Origin of the sequence: Selenobaculum gibii, from assembly GCF_030273445.1 — a bacterium.
Lineage (GTDB): Bacteria > Bacillota > Negativicutes > ICN-92133 > ICN-92133 > Selenobaculum > Selenobaculum gibii.
This window is the reverse complement of the sequence record NZ_CP120678.1, coordinates 1,053,789-1,079,375: the sequence shown is the minus strand read 5'-3', so window position 1 is coordinate 1,079,375 and position 25,587 is coordinate 1,053,789. Positions and strand designations below refer to the sequence as shown.

Below are 25,587 nucleotides of genomic sequence, written 5' to 3'. Positions count from 1 at the left end.
TTATAATTCTATTAAGTGTTTACTACTTTTGGTTAAAACTTCACAACCATTTGCAGTAACCACAACAGTATCTTCAATTCGCACTCCACCCCAATTAGGTAAGTACACTCCCGGTTCAACGGTAACTACCATATTTTCACGTAACTTACCACACTTGCTTAATGGTGATAACCGTGGAAATTCATGAATTGCAAGCCCAACGCCATGTCCTAATCCATGTCCAAAGAATTTACCATAACCAGCATTAATGATAATTTGTCTTACCTCATTATCTATTTCTTTACCTGTTTTATGGATACTAATCGCCGCTTCACCAGCTAAATGTGCATCTAAAACAAGTTGATAAATATCTTTTTGCTTTGCCGTTGCCTTACCTACACAAACAGTTCTTGTTATATCAGAATGATATCCATTGAAAACAGCGCCAAAATCCATTGTTACAAAATCACCATCTTCAATTTTCTTTTCTGATGCAACACCATGAGGTAAACTACTTCGTATTCCAGAAGCAACAATTGTGTCAAAAGCTGGCTTTTGCGACCCTAATTTGCGCATATAATTTTCTAATTCAACAGCAACTTCCAGTTCTGATATGCCCGGTTTAATAAAAGATAAAATATATTCAAAAGCTTTATCACTAATTTCTACAGCCTTTTTTAAGTCATCTATTTCTAATTTATCCTTTACTGATCGCAAGGCATCAAGCTCAACCGGTTTTAATTGAATATCATGTGTTACTTTAGCTAATTGGGCAAATTCATTATAAGTAAAAAAATCACCTTCGAAACCAATCTTAGCAAAACCATTTCTTTGTATAACTTCAGCTAGTATTTCTATAATACTCTGCTTATGTTCAATAATTTTAAAACAAGTTGCTTGTTTAGTTGCTTGTTTAGTTGCTTGTTCAACATAACGAAAGTCAGTAATTAAATCTGACGTTTTGGCACTAATTAGCAATATTCCAGAAGTTCCTGTAAATCCACTAAAATATCTTCTATTCTCTGGTTTATTAATAACGATTGCATCTAAATTTTCTTTAAACAGAAAATCTCTTAAATTACTTAAACGAGCATTCATTCGCCCGCCTCCCTATACATAATTCGGCAAGCAGCTTCTAATGCAACAAAATAGCTGTCACTGCCAAATCCACAAATTTGTCCAACAACAACAGGAGCTATAACGGAATGATGTCGAAACTCTTCTCGCTTATGAATATTAGATAAGTGAACCTCAATCGCTGGGACACGAATTGCAGCTAAAGCATCACGCAAAGCGATACTATAATGGGTAAATGCCGCAGCATTAATAATAATGCAATTATAATCACCATCTGCGGCTTGAATTTTATCTACTAAAACACCTTCATAATTGCTTTGTACAGATTCAAACAAGATTCCCAACTCACTACATTTTTTTCTTAACCCTTCATTAATATCATCTAAAGTTGTAGAACCATAAATATGTGGTTCACGTTTGCCTAATAAATTTAGATTAGGTCCATGCAAAACTAAAATTTTCTTCAATTGCATCACTGCCTTATACGAAATATAGCTTTATTATTTTATCATAAAATAGATATATTGACTAGAAAATATTTGGTTAATCAAATATTTTCACTTATTAGTATTTTCTTTTTTTAACAAAATTATTTTCTCTATATCCCAAGAATCATACCTTATAAAAGCAAACAATAAGAGATGCTATAGCTGTCTGAGTTAATACGACAACCTTAGCATCTCTTAACACCTTAAATTTAAGAAGCAAAATATAGATAGATTTATCTTCTTTGTAACCAGCTTGGTAATTCTGGCATCTCTAATTTAGGTTGTTGAATTTTCTTTCCTTCAGCGGCTGGACTAGTACTTACCGTTGCCTTTTGTGGAACGATTTCATCAAATCCAGTAGCAATAACAGTAACACGAACCTCATCTTCTAGAGATTCATCAATAGATGAACCAAAGATAATATTCGCTTCTTCATGTGCAGCATCTTGAATAATTTGCGATGCTTCATTTACTTCAAATAAAGTTAAATTTGGGCCACCACAAATATTATATAATACACCTCTTGCACCTTGGATTGAGGTTTCGAGTAATGGGCTATTAATTGCCGCTTGTGCAGCAGAAACAGCAGCATTTTCGCCTTTACCAACACCGATTCCCATAAGCGCAGAACCAGCATTATTCATAACAGAATTTATATCAGCAAAATCAAGGTTAATTAAACCTGGCACAGCAATTAAATCAGAAATACCTTGAACACCTTGACGCAAAACGTCATCTGCAATTGAAAAGGCATCCATCATTGATGTTTTTTTATCAATAACTTGCAATAAACGATCATTCGGAATTGTAATAATCGTATCTACTTTTTCTTTTAAATTTGCAGTCCCCATTTCAGCTTGTTTAAGACGTCTCCGACCTTCAAACGAAAATGGTTTTGTTACTACACCAACAGTTAAAGCGCCTAATTCTCTAGCACATTCAGCGACAACAGGAGCCGCTCCCGTTCCTGTTCCGCCTCCCATACCAGCTGTGACAAATACCATATCTGCACCCTTTAAAGCCTGCATAATCTCTTCGCGACTTTCTTGCGCCGCCTTTTCACCAATTTCTGGATTTGCCCCTGCTCCTAACCCTTTTGTTAGTTTTTCACCGATTTGAATTCTTTGTGGCGCCATTGCATGAAGCAATGCTTGTGCATCTGTATTTACTGCTATAAATTCAACACCCTGTAGGCCTGAAGAAATCATGCGATTTACAGCATTATTTCCACCACCACCAACACCGATTACTTTAATTTTGGCAAACTGATTTAGATCGTTATCTAACTCAATCACTGCACGTTCCTCCTCATCCAAGTAGACATTATAAATACAACATAATTTTCTATTCCTTCTCCGAAAACAAGGTCTTTTATTAAACAGTTTGTACTAAATCACCTAGTATAAACCATCATAAATATACCTTAAAATAAAACTTTCGTACATTTAAAATAGAACAAAACTACACTACAATACTTAAAATTCAACACAATTTCCTGATTCCCTTTATCTGTTATAAAAATTTTTTAAAAATTTTATTATTAGGATAAAAGTCTTAGAAAACCGATCATTTCTTTAAAAAATAACGTCTAATAATTGCCAAGTTTTGAAATATGCGTAATCCAAATGCCAGCATTGCCACATAATAAAGATCTATCCCTAATCTATCTCCGATATAAACTAAAACTGCAGCCATTAATGCATTAGTAAAAAATCCTGTAATAAACACCGTATTATCAAATTTTTCTTCCGCAGCTGCTCTAAGCCCACCAAACACTGAATCCAACGATGCCAACAATGCAACTGAAAATAATTTCGCATATTCCTGAGGAATTGTAATTTGAGATAACGTCCCAATAATAATCCCAATAATAAGTCCAACAATAGGTAACGTCATTTTACTTTTCCTCCTTTACCGGTTGCGCATAAGAAAAATGATATGTGCCTTTATATGCAGGAACATGAATATTTTCCTCTGGTTTAATATTTACTTGAATTCCCCAAAATTGTAAAGTTTCCACTACACCTCCGCGCATTTTTAAGGAATTTTCTAAATTTTTCTTATCTCCAATCGCACGAATTTCATAAGGAGGTGAGTATCTTGTATTATTCACTGATAAAGTAGGCCCGGCACAACGTATCTCAGAACTAGAAATTAAACGCTGCTCATTAATCGAAATTACCTCTGCACCAGCAGCCCATAATTCATTAATAACCTTTAAAATATCATCATCATGAATTAAATATAAGTTCGGATTTTCACCTGTTTTCGTTTGTCTCTTACTATCATCAATTGTAACTACAACCCCTGGTCCATCAACTGCAAGTAATCCAGCTCCCATTTTTAAGCTCTCTATTTCACCCGATTGAACTTCTTTACTCGAACTTCTTTTTAAGCTTTCAACTTCTTCTAAAAGTAAATCTCTTTCCTTTTCTGCTTGCAAAAGTCTCTGCGATAAATCTTCTATTCTTTGAAAAGGAACCGTTGAGCGGATATCTTGCGTTGTTCTAAATTGAACAGCCAGCATCAGTCCTAAAACCACACAAACCAACGCAATTGCCGCCTGCCCCTGTCTTATTGGCAACATTTTACTCCTCCTTAACTATTGTTTGAATTTTATAAATGGCGAAGCAAAAGTTAAATCAATATATTCTATTGCTAAATTCGTTTGCTTTAATTCTTGCAGAAATTCTTCAGTAACTTTTGCTTTTTCTTCTACCCTATCCATACTCCCAATACGCACTTGAACTGCATTATTCGTATAAGCTACAATTTGTTGATTATTTGCTAAATTGATTTCCGAAATTTGATTTAACGTTGCCTCATTTAACATTGCCAAATATACCAAAGTCTGTTTTATATCAGGTTGCTCTACTGAGTCTCCAACGTATAATCCACTTAAACTAATCCCTGTAAGCATTGGGATGTGAATCGTTTTTAAATTTTTATATGCAGTTAACACAATTCCATGTTTGTCCACTTCTACAAAACCATACTCACATGCAATACAAGCAATTGGCATTCTCTCTGTAACATTAATTTGAATCGTACTCGGAAACTTTCTTGTAACATCAACATCTGCAATTCTTAAATCTTTTTTTAGTTTCAATTGAATTTCTGTTGTATTCAATCGAAAAATATTTAAGTTTTCTGGTATACCTGCAATCTTATAAATTTCATCTTGTTCAATATACTTATTTCCTTCAACAATAACACTTCCAACCGTAAACATCTCCGATGTAATAAAGGAAAAGCATGTAACACTAAAAATAAAAATAAATAATAACGTTAAAAATAATTGTTTCGTTTTTCCTTGCTTTGCCACGGAATCAGTATTCAAACGAGATGTCTCCATTTTATCACCTCGATTCTTAATAAAATAAAACTTGATTCAGATGGAGTTAAAACTCTACCTAAAATTCAGTCACATTCATCCACAAATTACCGCTCTTTAAGTTTCACTTATAACAAATAGAATTCTATAAGCCTAACACCGAAACAAGTAATTTTATTAAATCTTTGTTTCGTAAAATGAGCAAATAAATTTAATAACTTAAATTATACAATAACTTAAAACTATAGATAAAGCAACTTATAAAACCATCTTAATTTTAAGATTGGGCTCAACTCTAAAAGTTGAGCCCAAAAATTATTTTGTTGCCATCAATAATAATTTTTCACATAATTCTTCAAAAGAAATACCAATAGCTTTCGCCGCTTTTGGGACAAGACTTGTTTCAGTCATTCCAGGAACTGTATTGACTTCCAACACATATGGAACATTATCAGCCCCTAACATAACATCTATTCTGGCAATTCCTTTACATCCCAATAGCTTAAAGGTTTTTAATGACATTGCCTGAATTTTTTTTGTTAAGTTATCATCAATCTTAGCTGGAACAATATAATCTGTTGCCCCTTTTGTATACTTAGACCGATAATCATATTTTCCCGAATGAGGTACAATTTCAATAATTGGCAGCGCACTCTTCTCCTTATCACCCCATACAGCAACAGTTAATTCTCTGCCTTGAATAAACTCTTCAACAAGAATATGTTCACTATATTTAAAGGAGTCTTCTATTGCTCTCTTTAACTCATCTACATTTTCTACAATGCTCACACCAATACTAGAACCTTGTGTAGATGCCTTAATTACTACAGGCAAAGAATATTCTTGAATAATTTCTTTTGTAATATTCTCTGATAAATCAGATCTTTCATACACGGTAAAACGTGGAGTGGATACATTCCCTGCTACAAATAAGCGTTTAGAAACCACTTTATCCATTGCTAATGCATTTGCCAAAACCCCTGATCCTGTATAAGGAATTCCCAAGAGCTCTAAAGCCCCTTGTAAATATCCGTCTTCACCATATTTACCATGAATTGCATTAAATACAATATCACACTTGCACTCTTTTAACTGATCAAATAAACGAGTCGGTTCAATTTCTAATCCTACAGCATTATATTTTTTATTTTTTAATGCTTGAAGAATAGCCTTTCCTGTATTTAATGAAACTTCGCGTTCAGCCGAAGGTCCACCCATCAGTACAACAATTTTTTTCTCCTTCATTCATCCAAATCTCCCTTTAGTCTTTTGCCCTAATAATTAAAGCACCTAGACTTTGCAAATTTATTTCAAAATTTTCATATCCTCGATCAATATGCTTAATATTTTCTATTGTAGAAGTTCCTTCTGCACCTAAGGCGGCTAAAACTAAAGCCCCACCTGCTCTTAAATCCATAGCTTCAACCGTTGCGCCTTTTAAGGTATTTACACCCCGAACCACAGCACTACGTCCTTCAACTAAAATTTTTGCGCCCATACGAGCTAGCTGATCTACGTGTCGAAATCTATTTTCGAAAATAGTTTCGGTAATAACACTCGTACCCTCTGCTTTGCATAGTAAAGCCATCATCGGCGCTTGCAAATCAGTTGGAAACCCAGGGAATGGTAATGTTTTTATATCTATACCACATATTTTTTCTGCTTTAATTCTAATAAAGTCATTTCCTAATGAAATTCTAGCACCTAGCTCCGCCAATTTGTCAATCAAAGCAAATAAATGTTCAACTGTGATATTTTCAATCACTACATTACCATTTGTTATTGCACCAGCCAGCAAAAAAGTCCCAGCCTGAATTCTATCGGGCATAATTGTATACTCAACTGGATTTAATCTTTTGACACCATCAATGTAAATGGTATCATTACCGGCTCCATGAATTTCAGCACCCATTTTAATTAAAAAATTTGTTAAATCAACAATTTCAGGTTCTCGAGCTGCATTGTGAATAATCGTTCTTCCTTCTGCCAAAACTGCAGCAAGAATAGCATTCTCCGTGGCCCCAACACTGGGGAAATCAAAGACAATTTTCTCACCAACCAAGTGAGATGCACTTAATGTAATCACTCCATGGTTCTCATCTACAAAAGCGCCAAGTCTTTCTAATGCTTTTATATGCAAATCAATTGGCCGATGTCCTATTGCACATCCACCTGGATAAAATATTGATGCCGTTCGGAAACGCCCCATAAGCGCTCCCATTAAAAAAATAGAAGCACGCATTTCTCGCATCAAATTTTCAGGTATATCTGTTTTATTTATCCCTTTTGCATCTATAAACAGCGTATTATTTTGATAAATAATTTCAGCTCCTAAATATTCCAAAATCCTCTTCATTAACATTATATCACTTAAATTAGGAACATCATGAATAACACTAGTACCCGCACATAATATACTAGCCGCCATAATTGGTAAGGCTGCATTTTTTGCTCCACCAATTCTAATATGACCATTTAATTGTACTTTACCTTCGTTGACGATAAACTTCTCCATCGCCGCTACCTCCTAGAAAAGTACAACCACCCTATATCCGCTGGCTAACAAGGTCTAACCCCACCTCTTTAGGCAGAAGTAAAGAAACCCTATAAGACCTTGGATTATTCGTCTACCTTCAAGGGAGTTAGAACTGCCTTTGAATCAGACTTGTTTATGTAATTTTCATTACTTTTCTGAACTTAATAAGTCTACTAGTTCCTCACCCGTACGGTAAATGTCCCCGGCGCCCATGCTCATAACTAAATCGCCAGGCTTTACTACAGCCTCTAAATATCCTGCAATATCTTCACGATTTGCAATATATACTGCTTCTTTACCAGTTTGCTTTTCAACCTCTTCCTTTATTACTTCACCATTAATCCCCGGAATAGGTTCTTCACCAGCTGAATAAATATCAGTTAAAACTAATAAATCTGCTGCTTCAAAACAAGAACCATATTCCTTACGTAAAAATTTAGTCCTTGTGTAACGATGAGGTTGAAATGCACAGATTAATCGATTGGGATTTGTTTGCCTTGCAGCATTTAATGTCGTGCTTATTTCTGTTGGATGATGGGCATAATCATCAACAATCCATACATCTTTTACTCTGCCTTTCGTTTGGAAGCGTCGTTTAGCTCCATTAAAGCAACGAAGTCCTGCTGCAATTTCTTCAACGGACAAGCCAATTTGATCCCCTAATGCAATCACAGCTAAAGCATTTGCGATATTATGCTTTCCTGGGATGTTGAGCATAATCGTTCCCATCTTTTCTTCATGATAATAAACATCAAAAGATGTACCCGCACCATTTGTACGAATATTTTTTGCAATATAATCCGCAGGATAATTTATGCCGTAAGACACAAATTTCCGTTCAAGATTCTGTGCAATATCACGAATATGCGCATTATCGAAACAAAGAATAGCTAAACCACTTTCCTTAGGAAGATTATTTAAAAATTGCTTAAATGTTTTTAATATATTCTCCATACTTCCATAAAAGTCCATGTGGTCATTTTCAATATTTGTTACAATCGCTATCTGGGGCGATAATTTCAAAAATGAACCATCACTTTCATCAGCTTCAGCTACTAAATATTCACTTTCACCAAGTTTTGCATTACTGCCAAAATAATCAACTTCTCCACCAATAATAATCGTCGGGCTTTTTCCCGTATGATCCAACATAACTGATGCCATAGATGTCGTTGTCGTTTTTCCATGCGCACCAGCAACAGCAATTCCTTTTGCATGATTCATTAAAAAAGCTACAATATCAGAACGATGAAAAACTTTAATTCCTGCCTCTTTTGCCGCAACGACTTCTGAATTTTCTGCAGAAATCGCAGTAGAAACAACAATCGCATCTTTTCCTTTAATATTTTCTTTTCGATGCCCCTTATAAATAAATGCACCTAATACTCTTAATTTTTCAACGATTTCAGACTCATTTAAGTCCGAACCGGAAACTTCATAACCTTTTTCTAATAAAATTTTTGCAATTGCACTCATGCCGGCACCACCAATACCGACAAAATGAATTTTTTTCATTGTCTTTAACAACAACCGTTCTCCCCTTTCTTGTGCGTCAACTTCTTTTATCTATTCGTGCTCTATTTTATGCGAACATAACGAAATCTGTTACGCTTTAGGAAGCATCTGAATGGCAATATCAGCAATATCACTTGCTGCATTGGGTTTACCTAATGCCTTACTAGCTTTCGCCATAAAAGAAAGTTTCCCTTCTTCTTGTAACAAATTATTAATGATATCAATCAATTTTTTTCCTGTAAGCTCTTTGTCAAGGATCATTATTCCCGCACCAGCCTTCTGCATCGCTAGTGCATTATGTTCTTGATGGTTTTCAGCCGCATATGGGTATGGAATCAAGATAGCTGGAATTCCTCTGGCAGTTAATTCCGCAAGTCCAATTGCCCCAGCTCTAAAAATTGCTAAATCAGTAGCAGCTATTGCATCTGGCATATTATACAAATAAGGTTTTATGATAATATTGCCGACTTTTTCAATATCTATACTTTTTCGTCTAAGCTTTGCGATAATTCCATTATACTCATCTTTTCCTGTAACGTGTAATAACTGAATCTCTTTATTTCCTGCAAAATGAGCATGAACATCAATCATTGCATTATTTATGCTCCTTGCACCACGGCTCCCTCCAGAAATTAAAATAGTCTTTTTATTTACATCTAACGCAAAATTTTCAATTCCATTTTCTCTACTTGCCGTTAAAACTTCTTTTCTTACTGGATTTCCAGTAAAAACTACTTTATCGGAATGAAAATACTTCTGTGAATCTGCATATCCAACCGCAATATGTCGAACGAATTTTGCTAAAATTTTATTTGTAATCCCGGGAATGACATTTTGTTCTTGAATCATCGTTGGAATTCCCATTAAGCTTGCTGCCAATAATATTGGTCCGCAGACATATCCACCCGTTCCAATCACAATATCAGGATTAAACTCCTTAATAATTTTTTTTGATTCCCAAATACTATGTATTGATTTACATAAAACCTTAATATTCTCCGTAGTAATCTTTCTTGCAAACCCCTTTACATGAATTGTTTTAAAAGCAATCTTTTCTTTCGGCACAATATCTGCTTCTAAGCCAAATTCCGTTCCTACATATAAAACTTCACAATCTTTCACTTTTTCCTTTATCATTCTAATCAAAGTAATAGCGGGGTAGATGTGTCCACCTGTCCCGCCACCCGAAACTATCATTCTCATTTCTTATAAACACTCCTTACAGAATGTAAATCACACTCATTTCAAATTCACGTGTCGTGAGATGTTAAGCAATATCCCAACACCAGCTAAAGTAAAAATCAAAGCAGATCCGCCAAAGCTTAAAAAGGGTAATGGAATACCCGTAACTGGCATTGAAGCCGTCACAACTGCTATATTCATTAATGCCTGCACCAAAATCATTGTTGTTAAGCCTGCACTTAATATACTTCCATAAATATCAGGTGCCAGCATTGCCGTTTTTAATCCTCGCCAAGCAAACAAAAAAAATAAAATTAATACTAAAACAGTCCCAATTAAGCCTAGTTCTTCTCCTAGTATAGAGAAAATAAAATCAGTATGTGGCTCTGGTAAATATAAAAATTTTTCACGACTGCGTCCCAATCCTACACCAAACAATCCGCCTGACCCTATCGCATATAAAGATTGAATAATATGATACCCCGTATCTAGAGGATCTGCCCAAGGATTACTAAAAGCAAATAACCGTTTTAGACGATACGGCTCTAGTAAAACCGCAGCAGCAATCCCAATTAAGCCTACAGCACCTAAAGAAAATAAATGCTTAAGCTTAGCCCCAGTAACAAAAAGCAGGACAAAAACTGTTCCAGCAATTGATAACGCGGTACCTAAATCCGGTTCCTTAAGTATCAAGCCAAAAATAACCATTAAAACTGCCAATTGAGGCACAACCGTTTTTTTAAAATTGGTTATCATTGGCCGCATTTTCGCTAAATAGTATGCACTAAATAGCACCATACTTAATTTTGCAATCTCTGATGGTTGAATATAAATTGATCCAAACCCAAGCCATCGCCTAGCACCATTTACCACTTTGCCCATGCCAGGAATGAGTACCATGATCAATAAAATAATTGTTGCAATCAAAATTGGTTTAGAAAACTTCTGCCAAACATGATAGTCCACGTTCATTGTAAAAAACATTGCTAAAATTCCAAGGCCTGCCCAAATCAACTGTCTTTTCAGAAAATAACAACTATCATCAAAATTAACATTTGCTGAAACTGCACTCGCACTGTATACCATAATAATACCTAATCCAAGCAAACACAATACAGTGTAAAAGATTATATAATCTGGAGAACCTCTTTTAGCAATCAAATGAACGACCTCCTATTTTAAATTACATACGAGACGTTTAAATACTCTACCGCGTTCTTCAAATCCATCATACATATCAAAACTGGCACAAGCTGGAGATAACAAAACTACTTGTGGTGGTTTAGCCAAACGATATGCTGCCATAACAGCATCTTCCATGGAATATCCACTTTCATGGATATTATCAATTCCGTTTTCAATCGCAACTTTCTTAAAACGAGCGGCTGCAGCTCCAACTAGAATTAATGCATCTACTTTTTGCTTTATCAACTGCATAAATTCAGTCAAATCTGTATTCTTATCATGCCCGCCAGCAATTAAAATAATGTGTCCAGCAAAAGATTCTAACGCTTTTATCGCTGATTCCGGATTAGTCGCTTTAGAGTCATTGTAGTATTGTACTCCATCAATTGTACAAATTGGTTCAATTCGATGTTCTACTCCTGGAAAACTACTAAGAACTCTTATCATATCTACTGGTTTAACACCTGCCAAAAATGCAATCGCAACTGCGGCCAATGCATTTTCGACATTATGCCCGCCTTTAATTTTCAATGCATCAATAGAACAAATTTCATACTTTACGCCATTCCAAACAACAACCAATTGCTGATTCTCAACAAATGCACCCTCAGCTAATTGGGTTAAACGACTAAAAAACATTACCTTCCCTTTTGCACGTTTTGCCATAGATTGAACTTTTTCATCATCAAAATTTAACACTAAATAATCATTTATATCTTGATTCGAAAAAATAGATTCTTTCACGTTTTGATAATTTTCAATGGATCCATGTCGTGCTAAATGGTCCGGTGTCAAATTTAGAATTGCCGCAACTTTAGGTTTAAATTTGGAAATACCTTCTAACTGATAACTAGAAATTTCCGCAACTACAACATCTTCTTTCCCTACACTAGCAGCTTGCGCAGATAAAGCCATTCCGATATTGCCACCAACTGCGACTTTATGACCTAACAATCCCATAAGCTCCCCTAAAAGTGCAGTGGTTGTTGTCTTGCCATTCGTTCCCGTAATCGCATAGATTGGTGCTTTACTCAAACGATACGCAACTTCTATCTCACTCATCACTTCAATATTTCTCATCTTTGCTTTTTGTATAATCTCAATTCCAATCGGTACTCCAGGTGAAACAATTAAATAATCTAAATTATCTAACATACTTTCCTCTTGAGGTTTCCCAAGCAATAAAGTAACACCACAATTCTTTAGTTCCTGTAAGTCAAATTTTATTTTTTCTTCTGGCTTTGTATCACTTAGCGCAACATTAGCTCCTAACTTCTTACATAGTTTTGCCACGCCAATCCCACTAATTCCAGCTCCTAATACAATTATATTTTTATTTAAAAAATTCATTAAAGAAAACGCCTCCTGCTAAATCGCTAATCTAATCCACTATTCTTCAATAGGCTGTTTTATTCATATGAATAAAACAGCCTATTGATATCTAACCTTGTATTAATAATAAAATTGCCAAAATACTAAACAAAAGACCTACAAACCAAAAAACAGAAACAACTTTAACTTCCGACCATCCAGATAATTCGAAATGATGATGAATCGGACTCATTAAAAACACTCTTTTTCCACGTGTTTTAAAAGAAGTTACTTGAATGATGACCGATAATGCCTCTAAAACAAAAACGCCACCGATAAGGATCAGTAGAATTTCTGTTTTAGTCATTACTGCTACTGCAGCTAAAGCTCCACCTAATGCTAAAGATCCGGTATCCCCCATAAAAACTTTCGCTGGATGAATATTAAACTTTAAAAAACCTAATGAGGCCCCAGCAACAGCACTACAAAATACAGCTAAGGCTTCTTGTTCAAAATAAATGCAAACCAAAGCATATGCGGAAGCTGCAATCGTTGCTGTCCCAGCAGCTAATCCATCAAGTCCATCCGTTAAATTCACAGCATTTGTCGTACCAACTAGCACTAAAAAAATCAAAATATAATATAATGCCCCTAAATGAATCTCTTGGTTAAGAAACGGAATCCATAAATCCGTTCCCCGCCCCATATAGTTTTCCGCAATATAAGCCAGCGCTGCTGCCATAATAATTTGCCCAAGCAGTTTTTGCTTTGCTTTTAATCCTAAATTTCTTTTTAAAACAACTTTAATAAAATCATCAATAAAGCCAATAATTCCATGGCCTAATGTAACAAATAACGCCATCCATAGTTCCATCGATGACCAATAGAAGAAGTACCAATTACAAAACAGTGTACAAATTGTCACTGAAGTCAAAATCATAATTCCACCCATAGTAGGCGTTCCTGATTTCGCATAATGACTTTTAGGCCCTTCTTCACGAATACTCTGCCCAAATTTTAAACGGCGTAAAATCGGTAAAAAAAATGGACCTAAACAAAGAACAATCATAGCAGCAAGAGTTACTATACTAATAAGTACCGTAGTAGATGATATATAAGTTAATAATTCCATTCTTTTCCCCCATTTTAAAGCAGATCTATCACTTTTTCCATTTGCATTCCACGCGAACCTTTAAATAAAATTGTATCTTTGGCTTTTAATAATTTTCTCAATGCAACTCCAGCTTCATTATGACTTTTACAATGGATTGCTACAATTGCACCTTTTTGAGCTTCTTCCACAATCCATTTGGACATTTCGCCAACCGCCACAACAATATTTACCCCTGCCTGCACTAGCTTTTGCCCAACTTTTTTATGTGATTGTTCTGATATGTCACCAAGTTCAAGCATATCACCCAATACTGCAACTGAGCGATCTTTCGCCACTTCTTTTAATGTATCAATTGCCGCCATCATAGACATTGGACTTGCATTATAAGCATCGTTAATTACCGTATAATTTTTCACTTGCATTACTGCTAAACGCATTCCACTAGCAGTGAAATTAAACAAGCCACATCTAACTTCATCTGCTGTTAGATTCAAATATTCTGCAACCGCAATCGCTGCTAAGGCATTATAGACATTATGTCTTCCTACCATAGGAAGAGTAAATTCTTCTACCTTTCCCCTATAGTCGCAGCTAAACTTCGTACATGCATTATTCGTTTCAATCTTAGTTGCATTAAGTTTGCAATCATCGCCACAGCCAAATAAAATAAAATCTCCTTTTACTTTATTTTTCATCTGCTTCACATAGGAATTATCCCCATTTAAAATAACAAATCCACCTGTGTCCATTTCCTCTACCAATTCAGCCTTTGCCAAAGCGATATTTTCCATAGAGCCTAAAAGTTCCATATGCGTTTCACCTACATTCGTAACAATTCCGATTGTAGGCAGCGCAACATTTGCCAATTGACGAATTTGATTAAAGCCTCTCATTCCCATTTCAACAACGGCAACATCATGTACCCTATCCATTTGAAGTAAAGTTAACGGTAACCCAATTTCATTATTAAAGTTCGCCTGTGTCTTTAGCACATTAAATTTACTACTTAGAATCGCCGCTGTCAAATCCTTGGTCGTCGTTTTTCCATTCGAGCCAGTAATCGCAATCACAGGAATCGAAAATCGCTTGCGATGTGCTTTTGCCAAAGATTGATATGCGACAAGAGTATCTTCTACTTCTATAATGGTTGCATCTAAGTTTTCCAATTCACTTTTACTATAGTTTTTACTAATAATGACTCCACTCGCGCCATTTACAATCGCACTTCCTAAAAAATCATGCCCATCAAATTTTTCACCTTGCAGCGCAATAAATAATGCATCCTTTTGAATCTTCCTCGTATCAGTAATAACACCTTTGAACTGATTGTCTTTAACCCTTCGTATTATGCCTTGTGTAGCGGCCACTACTTCCTCAATTGTAAACCCTGGCATTATCTAAGCCTCCTAAGCACATCTCTTGCAACTTCCTTGTCATCAAAATGAATGGTTTTGTCTTTAAGGATTTGATAATTTTCATGCCCTTTACCAGCAATAATGACAATATCCCCCTCACTTGCCATAGAAATTGCTTCTTCAATTGCTGATTTTCTATCCGTAATCTTTTTATGTTTTTTATCGCCAATAGTCTCCAGAACTCCTTCTTCAACTTGCGATAAAATAAACTCTGGATCTTCTGTGCGCGGATTATCAGACGTAGCAATGACAACATCCGATAACTGCGCCGCAATTCTTCCCATAATTGGACGTTTTGTGCGATCGCGGTCACCACCACAACCAAATACAGTAATAATATGCTGCTTTGCAATTTGTCTTGCCGTTTTCAAAATATTCTCAAGTCCATCGGGTGTATGTGCATAATCAACAATAACGCTAAAAGTTTGACCTTCATCCACCAGCTCAAACCTTCCTGGGACGCTCTCAAATGATTCTAATGTCTGTTTTATAACATCTGCTTTAATTCCTTCTGCAAACGCAGCTCCTACCGCCCCCATAACATTATATACATTGAAAATCCCCGTAATCTTCAGATTCAAATCCAAATTTGCAAAATTACTATGGATACTAAACTTAGCCCCATTCGCCAGTACATTAATATTTTCAGCTTTTAAATCTGCATTTTTGTGAATTGCATAGGAAATAGTTCTGCATTCCGATTTTGCAAGCATTGCTTTTGCCGCACTATCATCAATATTAATCACCGCAGTTTTATTTTCTTTACAATTTGTTAATAAAGTTAAAGATGCAAATAATTTTGATTTTGCCTCAATATAATTTTCAAAAGTCTTATGAAAATCAAGATGATCTTGCGTAACATTTGTAAACACAGCAGTATCAAATTCACACCCTGCAACACGGTTTAAAGCAAGCGCATGTGAGGACACTTCCATCACGACATAGTCCATTCCCTTTGCTTGCATATTTGCTAAGATAGCCTGCAAATCGATAATATCAGGCGTTGTATTATGGATTGGAAATACTTCATCTTCTATCATAATTTGAATCGTCCCAATAACGCCAACCTTAAAGCCAGCATTACGCAATATTGCTCTAATTAAATAGCTTGTCGTTGTTTTTCCATTTGTCCCTGTTATTCCAATCATTCTTAATTTTCTTGCTGGATAATCATAAAAATAAGGTACGATTGCCTGTATTGCAGCTTTGACATCATCAACCTTGATTATTGTTACCCCATCAATTTCTACAATGTCTTTTTCAACTAGTACAGCAACAGCACCATTTTGTACAGCTTGCGAAATATAATTATGTCCATCCACTTTTGCTCCTGGAATACATACAAATAAACTATTTTTTCCGACTTTTCTTGAGTCATGTTCTATTGTATCAATACACTTATTTTCATCACCAATAATTTTAGCTTCTGGTAATAAATCAATTAGTGATTTTATCTTTTTCCCCATTTTCGGTTTCCTCCTACGATTGTCTGTTAAAACTTACCGCCAAAAACAATTCTATATGAATCATTATAAAAAGTCTATTGCTTTTTATTTGACGTTGCTGTTTTTTTGATCTTTAAATAAGTTAATATATCTCCCATTGCATTACGAAAAACAGGTGCCGCAATCTGACCACCATAATAAGGTCCCACAGGCTCATCAATAACAACCAGCAAAACAATTTGTGGTTTATTCGCCGGTGCAAATCCAACAAAAGATGCAATATATTTTCCCTGCATATATCCACCATCGCCAACCTTTTGCGCTGTACCGGTCTTTCCACCAATAGAATATCCCTCTATATATGCATTCTTCCCAGTTCCATTAGCAACTACACTCTCTAGTACTGAACGAACTTTTGCTGATGTCTTTTCTTCAATCACTCGTTTTGTTGAAATTGGTGAAAAATCCTCTATTATATTACCATTGTTATCTTTTATTCCTCGCACAATTTGCGGTTTATAATAAAGTCCTCCATTAATACATGAAGATACTGCATTTGCTAATTGTAAAGGAGTAACTGCGATACTTTGCCCCATAGCCATAGTCGCTAAGTTTATTGGCACAGCTTTGCTCCGTTTTATCATAATCCCTTTTGCTTCACCAGGTAAATTTACTTCTGTTTCTTTACCTAATCCAAAATCCTCTAAATAGTCATAGAATCTATCAACACCTAACCTAAGTCCAACAGTAACAAAACCAGTATTACAGGAATTTTCTACAACCTCTTTAAAGCTTTGACTTCCATGTCCTCCATGTTTCCAACAATGAATGGTTCTACCTTGCACATCAATTCCGCCAGAATCAAAAAAATAATCATTTAACTCAACTACATTACTATCTAACGCTGCTGACGTTGTTAATATTTTAAATGTCGAGCCCGGTTCATAGGCATTTGATATTGCAATATTCCGCCAAAGTGATGACGGATAAGCCGTAAAATTATTTGGATTATAATCGGGCCTGCTTGCCATAGCTAAAATTTCTCCCGTATCCGGCTTCATTGCTATCATTGTTACAGCTTTTGCCTGCGTTTCGTGCATTGCCTTGTCAAGTTCTCTTTCCACTATTTGTTGAATTACCATATCAATTGTTAAGTAAACATCATTTCCATCTACTGGCGGAATATATTTATGAATTGCATGTGGTATCTCGCATCCTTTAGCATCGTATTCAATAACAATATTACCTCTACTACCTTTAAGATATTCATCATAGGTAAGCTCTACACCATCTAGTCCTTGGCTATCTAATCCGGAAAATCCAATAATATGACTTGCTAAATTGTCATGCAAATAATAGCGTTCCCCTTCTTCGGTCAAACCAATCCCTGCTAAATTAATTTTTCTGACTAAAGTAGCTTGCTCATCTGTAACTTTTCTCGCAATCCATGTAAACGCCTGACGCTTTTTTAATTTATTTAATGTTTTGCTTGTATCTAAATTCAAAATAGCAGCCAATTCGGCTGCTGTTTTATCAACATTTTCTATTTCTGCAGGTATTGCATAAACAGATTCTATACTATTACTTATCGCTAATTCATTTCCGTTCCGATCAAATATTTTTCCTCTTCTTGCCTCCACAGGAATATTGCGAATACGCTGATTGATTGCATTTTCTGTTAACCATTCACTCTGATAGAATTGAATAAAAACAAGACGGCAACCAAGTCCAATCATAACTATCGCAATAAACAAAAAAAACACCGCTAATCTTCGCCGAACAGTAATTCCTGTTGTTGACGCCAATAGTCTCTCCTCCAATACCAAGAATCGACTATATCAAGAAAATTTGTTAATTAGCATTTTTAGATGCAAAGTAAACTTCTTCTGGCACAACCATTTGCAATTTCTCTGCAGCTAACGATTTTATCCGTTGTGGTGATTTTAATCTAGCAATTTCTAATTTTAACTGTTCATTATTTTTTTCTAATTTATTAATCTGCGATTTCGTTTGCACTAACGCATAGCCATTACTAACAATAGCTTCACTTCTAACTGTAGTAATCATCGCCATTACTGCAAATAGCGCAACTAAAATTAAACATTTACTACGTAAAGCAACGTTTAATTTTGGTACTTCTATTCGTGCAGCAGATTCTGAAATACTTTGTTCTTGATATAGTTCATACTCTTCTTTTCTCTTCACTAACATTTGTATTTCCTCCTCAATAAAATTAGAACAAAACTAACGTTTCTCCGCTATTCTTAACTTTGCACTACGCGCCCTAGAATTTTCATTTAACTCTTCCATAGTAGCTACTAAAGGCTTACCAATAATTTTAATTTCAGCCTTATGATTACAAACACAAATTGGCAATCTAGGCGGGCAAACACAGCCTTTTGCCAAAGCTTGCAGCGTTTGCTTTGTAATCCTATCTTCTAATGAATGAAAAGTAATAATACATATACGTCCACCTGGCTTTAATAAAGATACTGCATCCTTAAATGCATTTTCTAAAATCCCCAGTTCATTATTTACCTCTATTCGAATCGCCTGAAAAGTCCGCTTCGCAGGATGTCCACCATCTTTGCGTGCCGCTGCTGGAATTGCTCGTTTTATAATATCTACTAGCTCACCTGTCGTTTCGAGTAATTTTTCACTTCTTGCTTCAACGATAAACTTAGCAATTCTTTTCGCCCAACGCTCTTCTCCATATTGAAAAATAATCCTCGCTAATTCTTCCTCTGTATAAAAATTAAGCACATCATATGCAGAGAAATTACTATTTGTATCCATTCTCATATCTAGCAACGCATCTTGCATATAAGAAAATCCGCGCTGCGCTACATCCAATTGATGTGATGAAACACCCAAATCAAATAAAAAACCATCCACTGCCTGAATACCTAGTCCAAGCAAAACATCTTTTAAGCTTTTGAAATTGCTTTGGACAATATCTACTTTACATTTCACATCTGACAACCGCTCTTTGCCAACAGCAATTGCTGTTGAATCTTGGTCAATGCCGATTAAACGGCCATCAGCATTTAATTGATCTGCAATGCGCTTAGCATGTCCACTTCCACCAAGTGTACAATCTACATAAATTCCACTTGGATTCTTCACTAAACCATTTATCGTCTCTTCCATTAACACACTAATATGATGAAATTCCAAAGTAACCTTCCTCTCATATACCCAAATCAGCTAAATGTTCAGCAATTTCTGTCACAGCAGGAGATAACTGATCATTATATGAATTCCATGAATTCTTATCCCAAACTTCTACTCTATTTAAAACTCCAATAACAACAACATCTTTATCTAATTTTGCATATTCGCGCAAATTAGACGGAATAAGGATTCTACCTTGTTTATCACACTCAGTTTGTGTTGCACCAGAAAAGAAAAATCTCATAAAAGCTCTAGCTTCGGGCTTCGATAATGGCAATTGCTTAAGTTTCCCTTCCAATACACTCCATTCAGAAGCTTCATAAATAAACAAACAATTATCAAGACCCTTAGTTAGAATAAAGCTAGTACCTAACTCTTCGCGAAATTTTGCAGGTAAAATCATTCGACCTTTTGTGTCGACTATATGTGAATATTCCCCCATCAACACATTGAATCACCACCAGCAATAAATTCACTCCACAACGTACCACTTTCCACCACTTTTTATGTCCAATTCGTTATTCAGTGAAAAACTCCTGCCATTTTTAATATTTTTCATAAAAATTTTTTTAAAATAGGTCCATTCGCCTATATAAATGATAATATCTATACAAAATCAACTTCTAATCAATCCCATGCGTTGAAAAAAGCTAGTCAAATTCACTCTTAAACAAAAACTGCGAAAGGTTTTATCACTTTTAAAAATCGGTATTCTTTCTAGCGCATAAGGATTGCTTGCTTTATTGACATTTCCATATTGAATAGTGAATGCTGCCCTATAACCACACTCTTTTACAATTTTCTCCACATGAGAATTATATGCTCCCGTTGGATAAGCAATAAAATAATCGTCCTTTCCCAAATGATAATCTAACGCAGCAGCAGATCCTAAAAGTTCATTTCTTAATATTTCATCATTAACATCGGTCATTGGAATATGCTGCATCGTATGTGAACCTATATAAAATCCATTTTCTTTTAACTCTTTTACTTGATCCCATGTAAGAAAACGTTCATCACTACTAATAAAATCAGTCACAATAAAAATTGTTCCTGTAAATCCATACTTTTTCATCACTGGATATGCATTTAGATAATTATCCACATATCCATCATCAAAAGTGATAAGTAAAGGTTTATCTGGCAATTCTTTATCAAACTCCATAAAATCCATTAAATCTTTTGGACTAATTGTAGTATACCCTTCTGACTTTAAATAACTCATTTGTTGTTCAAATTCTTCTGGTGATACAGATAAGGCAATTTTCATATTATCAACTTTGTGATAATTTAAAATTGTTATATTTGGTCCATCATTTAATAGAGGTTTAAAACTTTCTGAAATCGCTTTTGGACTTGACATAATAAAAGGTAATGCAAGCAATAAAAAAACTAAGATAATTATTTTATACCGTTCAGATTTTTTCATAAAATCCTCCTCAACCTAACATCAATCAGTAAAGTATTAAATTCGTCTTTAATGAGACATTGTATTCTTTTTATCTATGCTATACTTCAAAATAAAACCTATGCAAATTACCAAAATAAAAAGGCTAAAAATTTGCTCTATATGCAAACCAGGATGTGCGCTAATATATAAAAATCCTAATACAAACCTTCCCATAGCAGCTCCACTTATTCCTAACATAAAGCAAACTCCCGTATAAAATTGTTTCTTTTTACTTTGCCAAGAATTAAAAATACATACCCCACTAAAAACAACAACTTGCCAAACCGCTTGATATAATGCTACAGGACGAAAATATTCATATTGCTCGAACCCTGATGGCCGAAACGCATATTCAATATAACCCGCAATCTTTCCCGTATCCGGTATCCCTATAACGGATTGATATGCAAAATGACCGAATTGATCCATTGCAATTCCAAAGATAACCCCCGGAATTAAAATATCTAACCAATACAGCATAGATATTTTCTTAGACTTGCAATAGTAGTAAAGAACAACTAGAAAACCCAAAAAAGCTCCATATATCGAAAATCCACCTTTAGTGAACTGAAAAATATCTATCCACTGCCCCTCATATAGTCCCCAATTTCGCAAGACATAGACAAGTCTGGCGCTTATGATTCCCAACATTATAGATAAAATTAGCACATCTATAACGGGTGAAAAATCTTCATTACGTAATTTAACTTGCCAATAAGTAATGAATAATCCCATAATTATAGAAATACTTATTATCAGTCCATAACAATAAATATTTAAATCACCAATAGATAAAGCCACTATTTCCATAATTTCATCTCCTTTTTTTTACTGCGTTTTCTATTCTAACTCCAATACTATAAATTTTCCAGTCTATTTTTATATAACTCTTATTAAAATAAAAAAAATATGATATAATAATTTAGTTAGTGAAAATTTATCCGGTGATGAACAGACTTTAACAAAAAAGACTTGATTCAATAGAACATATTTTCTCTGAGTCCTAGTCGCACTTATCCTTGGACTTAGTTCCTCGTCTGTGCCCTGTGGGTATAACTCCTATTTGTAGAAAATGGGGGCCTTGACGTGGTTTTGTTATCGGATAAAATTAAACTCTGTAAAAATTGGATGATTCATTGGTTTTCAGTCATATTTTTTAGTATTGCTGAATCAACTTTATTTTATCTTAAGGAGGAAAATAAATGCTTATTACAAAAGATATGGGGATTCTTGAAATTGTTCAAAAATATCCACAAACTGTAGATGTTTTCCGCGGCGCTGGCATGGGATGCCTTGGCTGTGCTGCAGCCCGTTTCGAAAATGTAGAACAAGGTGCTTCTGCTCATGGTATTGATGTTGATGCTTTAATCGATGCATTAAACAAAGCGGTAGCCGCTGAATAGTTTTTTACCATAACGGACAAAGCGGGTGTTGCGCTTTCCTTGCAACACCCGCTTTTATTTTGCCAATTATTCTGTTACCTCAGAAAAATAGATGACTGTAACTGTATCTTCTGGTGTGATTCTCTTTTTGTAAATCACCTCAAAATCCGCGATAAGCTCCTCTTTAGTCTTTATGTCCGGATTTTGATGCCCTAAATCATTTGATGTCAAATCGGCTATTGTTTTAACTTGTGCTCTATCAATAAAAGCAGTGTACAATTTTCTTTTTGGTTCAAATTTTACACCTGTCGTAATCCAAACAATAGAATTTTCAGGAAAATGGTCGCGTACATCTCCTAAGCGAACGGTACAATTTTTTTGTCTTGCTAAAAGTAATTTTTCGTGTTTCTTGGCTTGGAAATTAAGTGCAAACATTTTATCGCGCTCCTTTAAGTAAAATAAAACCTAATTATGTAAGTTTCCTTTTCTGGAATAAACAAAATTTTATATTCATTCTCATATAAAATTTTACCATGAAAATTACAATTTATAAAGACAATGTAAAGACTAAATTATATAACCTATAAACAACTTTATTTACTAAATTTTACACTATACAAAATTACGCTATGACAAAGGTAGGCTTCCTTATGCAAGTAATTTCTATTAATAAACATAACTATAAACTAAACATTGAGAAATCGGAACGAAAAACTATTGCAATTCAATTAGTTGCCCCTTATACGTTAAAAATAAAACTACCTTTACAAATATCAAATAATGAAATAAAGACAATTCTTATTAAAAAAGCAAAGTGGATTTACAATAAAAATCAAATAATCTTGAAAAATGAATCAATTCATATTAACCAAAATATAGAATTTGATTCTCTAATCCTATTTAAAGGAGGACTAATAAAAATCTCCCCCTACCATAACAATTCTAGCTCAACAATTTTTTTAGATCAGAATCAACTCTATATTAATTCAAAAAACAAACAAGAAATTGCTAGAGAAATAAAAGCATGGTATATTAAAGAGGCATTATCTTATCTTAGCGAGAGAAATATCTTTTGGTGTAAAAAAATGAATTTGAAAATAAATCGTTTAACAATTAAAGAACAAAAAACCCGCTGGGGCAGTTGCTCATCGAAGAAAAATATTAACTATAATTGGCGCATTATTATGGCTCCTTTATCTGTAATTGATTACCTTATCATACACGAATTATCCCATTTGATTCATTTAAATCACTCAGCAGATTTTTGGGATCATGTTGCCTTCTATTGTCCTAACTATAAAGATGAACGAAATTGGTTAAAAAAGAACAGCTATATTTTATCAAGTCTTTTCTCTAAATAAATATAGCTTTTACATAAACAATTCTATATATTAACAATTTAATAACGAAAGTTTCTTATACTTTATTGTTTTCTGTTATTAAGTTGTTAAGAAAATAAAAATTTGAGGAGGATTATTATGAAGTTTCATAAAATTTTATTAATTGTATCAATTTTATGTATGTTCCATGTAATTACGTATGCAAATGAAAATAATTCACTAACAATTAACACAATCACTGTTGAAGGAAATAGCGAAATGTCTATTGCACCTAACCAAGCAACTATTCAAATTGGAATTACTACCTCGGCAAACGATGCAGGTGAAGCAGAAACAAAAAACAATCAAATAGCAAATCAAATACAAAAAGCTTTAGAATACATAGGCACAAATAAAAAAGAAATCAAAACTACACAATATAATTTTTATCCTATCTACAACAATCAAGAAAATAATCATCACGAAATTATCGCATATACAGTAAGTAATACTCTTTCTATAACATCCTCCGATCTTAGTAAAGTCGGAACAATCATAGATGTTGGAGTAAAAAATGGTGCTACAAATATTAACTCAATTAATTTTACAGTAAAAGATAATGATAATATAAAAAATACAGCCCTCGTCGCAGCTATCGAAAATGCTAAAGCTAAAGCTGATATCATTGCTAAAACTATTAATAAAAAGATTGTTAATGTAGTCGCAGTAAAAGAAAATAACGTATATTTTCAACCTTCTACTATTTCAAGATACGCCTTAATGAAAAGTGAATCTTTCGACAGTACTGCCCCTTCCATAAATCCAGATAATATTAAAGTCAATGCAAACGTAGAGATTATTTTCGAAATTCAATAGAAGCTTCCTTTAATGAACAGATAAAAGCATTCACACTAGTGTGAATGCTTTTATTTATTTTCAAGTATTAAATCTTATTTTTCTATAATCTTGCGCATTAAAACTCTTTTTATTTACTTGTCTTCTTCTTTGAATATCCATAGAAGTTTTCTGTTCAACTTTAGTAATTTCTTTAATATCCATCGCGCTTTGCCCTATTGCTTCAATAAAGGAGCATACCTCAAGAATAAAGTAATAATTACCATAAAAATTTCTAATAATTATAGAAAAAATGCGTTTTATATTTTTAGTGCTCCCCCATTTCCAATAGTATACATTAAGACTTAAATTTTCGAAACAAATCCAAACAAACGAAAAAAGCACTCACCAAAGTGAGTGCTAAATATAACTGGCATCTACCTAACCTCCCAGGACGTTTCCATCCAAGTACTTTCGGCGTGTATAGGCTTAACTACTGTGTTCGGTATGGGAACAGGTGGTACCCTATAGCTATCGACACCAGATCCGTCTGTCTATAAACGCACATCTACTTCGTTACTGCTCAATCCGTTCAGTCAACGTAATTCTCATTACGCCTTCCTCTCTTCTTTCCGCTGCGCCTTGTATCTGCACATTTCTAGTCATCCGTGCTTTTTGAAGTGAACTTTCTTTTTAGATATGTTCCTTCAAAACTATACAGAAGAATTGAAATTAATCTTAACTACATTTTATTCTTGCTTTACTCCGCTTCGCTTAGATATGAAACTCACTCGCTCCATTTCTTTACGCTCGGAGTAAAGCGATTCGCTCAATCTACTTCATTCGC

26 protein-coding genes and 1 rRNA gene are annotated in these 25,587 nt (G+C 34.5%); 3 read left to right on the top strand and 24 right to left on the bottom strand.

What is annotated here, in order from left to right; all coding sequences use genetic code 11:
- The 21 genes from P3F81_RS05100 to P3F81_RS05000 form a co-directional block, all read right to left on the bottom strand.
- Positions 1 to 1,077: a M24 family metallopeptidase gene (locus P3F81_RS05100; RefSeq protein WP_147670746.1), complete on the bottom strand. Its 1,077-nt coding sequence runs from the start codon at positions 1,075 to 1,077 to the stop codon at positions 1 to 3.
- The gene (aroQ, locus tag P3F81_RS05095) at positions 1,074 to 1,523 is read right to left on the bottom strand and encodes a type II 3-dehydroquinate dehydratase (RefSeq protein ID WP_418626656.1); all 450 of its coding nucleotides are present in this window, start codon (positions 1,521 to 1,523) and stop codon (positions 1,074 to 1,076) included. The genes P3F81_RS05100 and aroQ overlap by 4 nt, the downstream gene beginning before the upstream one ends.
- Positions 1,524 to 1,777: 254 nt before the next feature.
- Entirely contained in the window at positions 1,778 to 2,839 is a 1,062-nt protein-coding gene (ftsZ, locus tag P3F81_RS05090) for a cell division protein FtsZ (protein ID WP_147670750.1), read from the bottom strand.
- Positions 2,840 to 3,110: 271 nt separating this feature from the next.
- Positions 3,111 to 3,440 (bottom strand): small basic family protein, encoded by a 330-nt coding sequence (locus P3F81_RS05085; RefSeq protein ID WP_147670752.1) that lies wholly within the window; start codon positions 3,438 to 3,440, stop codon positions 3,111 to 3,113.
- Position 3,441: 1 nt separating this feature from the next.
- Positions 3,442 to 4,131, bottom strand: a complete 690-nt coding sequence (locus P3F81_RS05080; protein ID WP_147670754.1) for a DUF881 domain-containing protein — start codon at positions 4,129 to 4,131, stop codon at positions 3,442 to 3,444.
- 15 nt (positions 4,132 to 4,146) lie between these two features.
- Complete coding sequence (locus P3F81_RS05075) at positions 4,147 to 4,884, bottom strand: cell division protein FtsQ/DivIB (protein ID WP_309320718.1); 738 nt, start codon at positions 4,882 to 4,884, stop codon at positions 4,147 to 4,149.
- 309 nt (positions 4,885 to 5,193) lie between these two features.
- A complete protein-coding gene (locus tag P3F81_RS05070; protein ID WP_147670758.1) occupies positions 5,194 to 6,123 on the bottom strand; it encodes a D-alanine--D-alanine ligase family protein in 930 nt (309 codons plus the stop codon).
- A gap of 16 nt (positions 6,124 to 6,139) precedes the next feature.
- Positions 6,140 to 7,393 (bottom strand): UDP-N-acetylglucosamine 1-carboxyvinyltransferase, encoded by a 1,254-nt coding sequence (gene murA, locus P3F81_RS05065; protein WP_147670760.1) that lies wholly within the window; start codon positions 7,391 to 7,393, stop codon positions 6,140 to 6,142.
- A gap of 168 nt (positions 7,394 to 7,561) precedes the next feature.
- Complete coding sequence (murC, locus tag P3F81_RS05060; protein WP_147670762.1) at positions 7,562 to 8,941, bottom strand: UDP-N-acetylmuramate--L-alanine ligase; 1,380 nt, start codon at positions 8,939 to 8,941, stop codon at positions 7,562 to 7,564.
- Between the two features lie 78 nt (positions 8,942 to 9,019).
- Positions 9,020 to 10,132 (bottom strand): undecaprenyldiphospho-muramoylpentapeptide beta-N-acetylglucosaminyltransferase, encoded by a 1,113-nt coding sequence (gene murG / locus P3F81_RS05055; RefSeq protein WP_147670764.1) that lies wholly within the window; start codon positions 10,130 to 10,132, stop codon positions 9,020 to 9,022.
- A 36-nt stretch (positions 10,133 to 10,168) separates the two neighbouring features.
- Positions 10,169 to 11,272 (bottom strand): stage V sporulation protein E, encoded by a 1,104-nt coding sequence (spoVE, locus tag P3F81_RS05050; RefSeq protein ID WP_147670766.1) that lies wholly within the window; start codon positions 11,270 to 11,272, stop codon positions 10,169 to 10,171.
- 12 nt (positions 11,273 to 11,284) lie between these two features.
- Positions 11,285 to 12,646 (bottom strand): UDP-N-acetylmuramoyl-L-alanine--D-glutamate ligase, encoded by a 1,362-nt coding sequence (gene murD / locus P3F81_RS05045; RefSeq protein ID WP_147670768.1) that lies wholly within the window; start codon positions 12,644 to 12,646, stop codon positions 11,285 to 11,287.
- Between the two features lie 91 nt (positions 12,647 to 12,737).
- Positions 12,738 to 13,739, bottom strand: a complete 1,002-nt coding sequence (mraY, locus tag P3F81_RS05040) for a phospho-N-acetylmuramoyl-pentapeptide-transferase (protein WP_147670770.1) — start codon at positions 13,737 to 13,739, stop codon at positions 12,738 to 12,740.
- 14 nt (positions 13,740 to 13,753) lie between these two features.
- Positions 13,754 to 15,115 carry a UDP-N-acetylmuramoyl-tripeptide--D-alanyl-D-alanine ligase gene (locus P3F81_RS05035; RefSeq protein ID WP_147670772.1) on the bottom strand — a complete coding sequence of 454 codons (1,362 nt, stop codon included), beginning with the start codon at positions 15,113 to 15,115 and terminating at the stop codon, positions 13,754 to 13,756.
- On the bottom strand, positions 15,115 to 16,602 hold the full coding sequence (locus tag P3F81_RS05030; protein ID WP_147670774.1) for a UDP-N-acetylmuramoyl-L-alanyl-D-glutamate--2,6-diaminopimelate ligase: 1,488 nt from the start codon (positions 16,600 to 16,602) through the stop codon (positions 15,115 to 15,117). Before P3F81_RS05030 ends, P3F81_RS05035 begins: the two co-directional genes overlap by 1 nt.
- Positions 16,603 to 16,676: 74 nt before the next feature.
- Positions 16,677 to 18,386 carry a peptidoglycan D,D-transpeptidase FtsI family protein gene (locus P3F81_RS05025; RefSeq protein ID WP_147670776.1) on the bottom strand — a complete coding sequence of 570 codons (1,710 nt, stop codon included), beginning with the start codon at positions 18,384 to 18,386 and terminating at the stop codon, positions 16,677 to 16,679.
- A 46-nt stretch (positions 18,387 to 18,432) separates the two neighbouring features.
- The gene (locus tag P3F81_RS05020; protein WP_147670778.1) at positions 18,433 to 18,792 is read right to left on the bottom strand and encodes a cell division protein FtsL; all 360 of its coding nucleotides are present in this window, start codon (positions 18,790 to 18,792) and stop codon (positions 18,433 to 18,435) included.
- A 33-nt stretch (positions 18,793 to 18,825) separates the two neighbouring features.
- Positions 18,826 to 19,758, bottom strand: a complete 933-nt coding sequence (gene rsmH, locus P3F81_RS05015; protein ID WP_147670780.1) for a 16S rRNA (cytosine(1402)-N(4))-methyltransferase RsmH — start codon at positions 19,756 to 19,758, stop codon at positions 18,826 to 18,828.
- A 13-nt stretch (positions 19,759 to 19,771) separates the two neighbouring features.
- Positions 19,772 to 20,203 (bottom strand): division/cell wall cluster transcriptional repressor MraZ, encoded by a 432-nt coding sequence (mraZ, locus tag P3F81_RS05010; protein ID WP_147670781.1) that lies wholly within the window; start codon positions 20,201 to 20,203, stop codon positions 19,772 to 19,774.
- 168 nt (positions 20,204 to 20,371) lie between these two features.
- Positions 20,372 to 21,184: a polysaccharide deacetylase family protein gene (locus P3F81_RS05005; protein WP_147670784.1), complete on the bottom strand. Its 813-nt coding sequence runs from the start codon at positions 21,182 to 21,184 to the stop codon at positions 20,372 to 20,374.
- A 48-nt stretch (positions 21,185 to 21,232) separates the two neighbouring features.
- Positions 21,233 to 22,015, bottom strand: a complete 783-nt coding sequence (locus P3F81_RS05000; RefSeq protein ID WP_147670786.1) for a prolipoprotein diacylglyceryl transferase — start codon at positions 22,013 to 22,015, stop codon at positions 21,233 to 21,235.
- A gap of 392 nt (positions 22,016 to 22,407) precedes the next feature.
- Here P3F81_RS05000 and P3F81_RS04995 point away from each other — a divergent pair, with 392 nt between their 5' ends.
- Positions 22,408 to 22,608: a DUF1858 domain-containing protein gene (locus P3F81_RS04995; protein WP_147670788.1), complete on the top strand. Its 201-nt coding sequence runs from the start codon at positions 22,408 to 22,410 to the stop codon at positions 22,606 to 22,608.
- A gap of 66 nt (positions 22,609 to 22,674) precedes the next feature.
- Here P3F81_RS04995 and P3F81_RS04990 read toward each other — a convergent pair whose 3' ends face one another.
- Positions 22,675 to 23,022, bottom strand: a complete 348-nt coding sequence (locus tag P3F81_RS04990) for an ASCH domain-containing protein (protein WP_147670790.1) — start codon at positions 23,020 to 23,022, stop codon at positions 22,675 to 22,677.
- Between the two features lie 215 nt (positions 23,023 to 23,237).
- On the opposite strand from P3F81_RS04990, the gene P3F81_RS04985 reads away from it, so the two are divergent.
- Positions 23,238 to 23,948 carry a M48 family metallopeptidase gene (locus tag P3F81_RS04985; protein ID WP_309320712.1) on the top strand — a complete coding sequence of 237 codons (711 nt, stop codon included), beginning with the start codon at positions 23,238 to 23,240 and terminating at the stop codon, positions 23,946 to 23,948.
- A 117-nt stretch (positions 23,949 to 24,065) separates the two neighbouring features.
- The gene (locus P3F81_RS04980) at positions 24,066 to 24,782 is read left to right on the top strand and encodes an SIMPL domain-containing protein (protein WP_147670794.1); all 717 of its coding nucleotides are present in this window, start codon (positions 24,066 to 24,068) and stop codon (positions 24,780 to 24,782) included.
- A 60-nt stretch (positions 24,783 to 24,842) separates the two neighbouring features.
- On the opposite strand, the gene P3F81_RS04975 is transcribed toward P3F81_RS04980, so the two are convergent.
- Together P3F81_RS04975 and rrf are read right to left on the bottom strand one after the other, a co-directional pair.
- Positions 24,843 to 24,965, bottom strand: coding sequence for a hypothetical protein (locus tag P3F81_RS04975; RefSeq protein WP_309320710.1), 123 nt, complete (start codon positions 24,963 to 24,965; stop codon positions 24,843 to 24,845).
- Positions 24,966 to 25,168: 203 nt separating this feature from the next.
- Positions 25,169 to 25,285 (bottom strand): 5S ribosomal RNA (gene rrf / locus P3F81_RS04970).
- Positions 25,286 to 25,587: the final 302 nt, after the last annotated feature.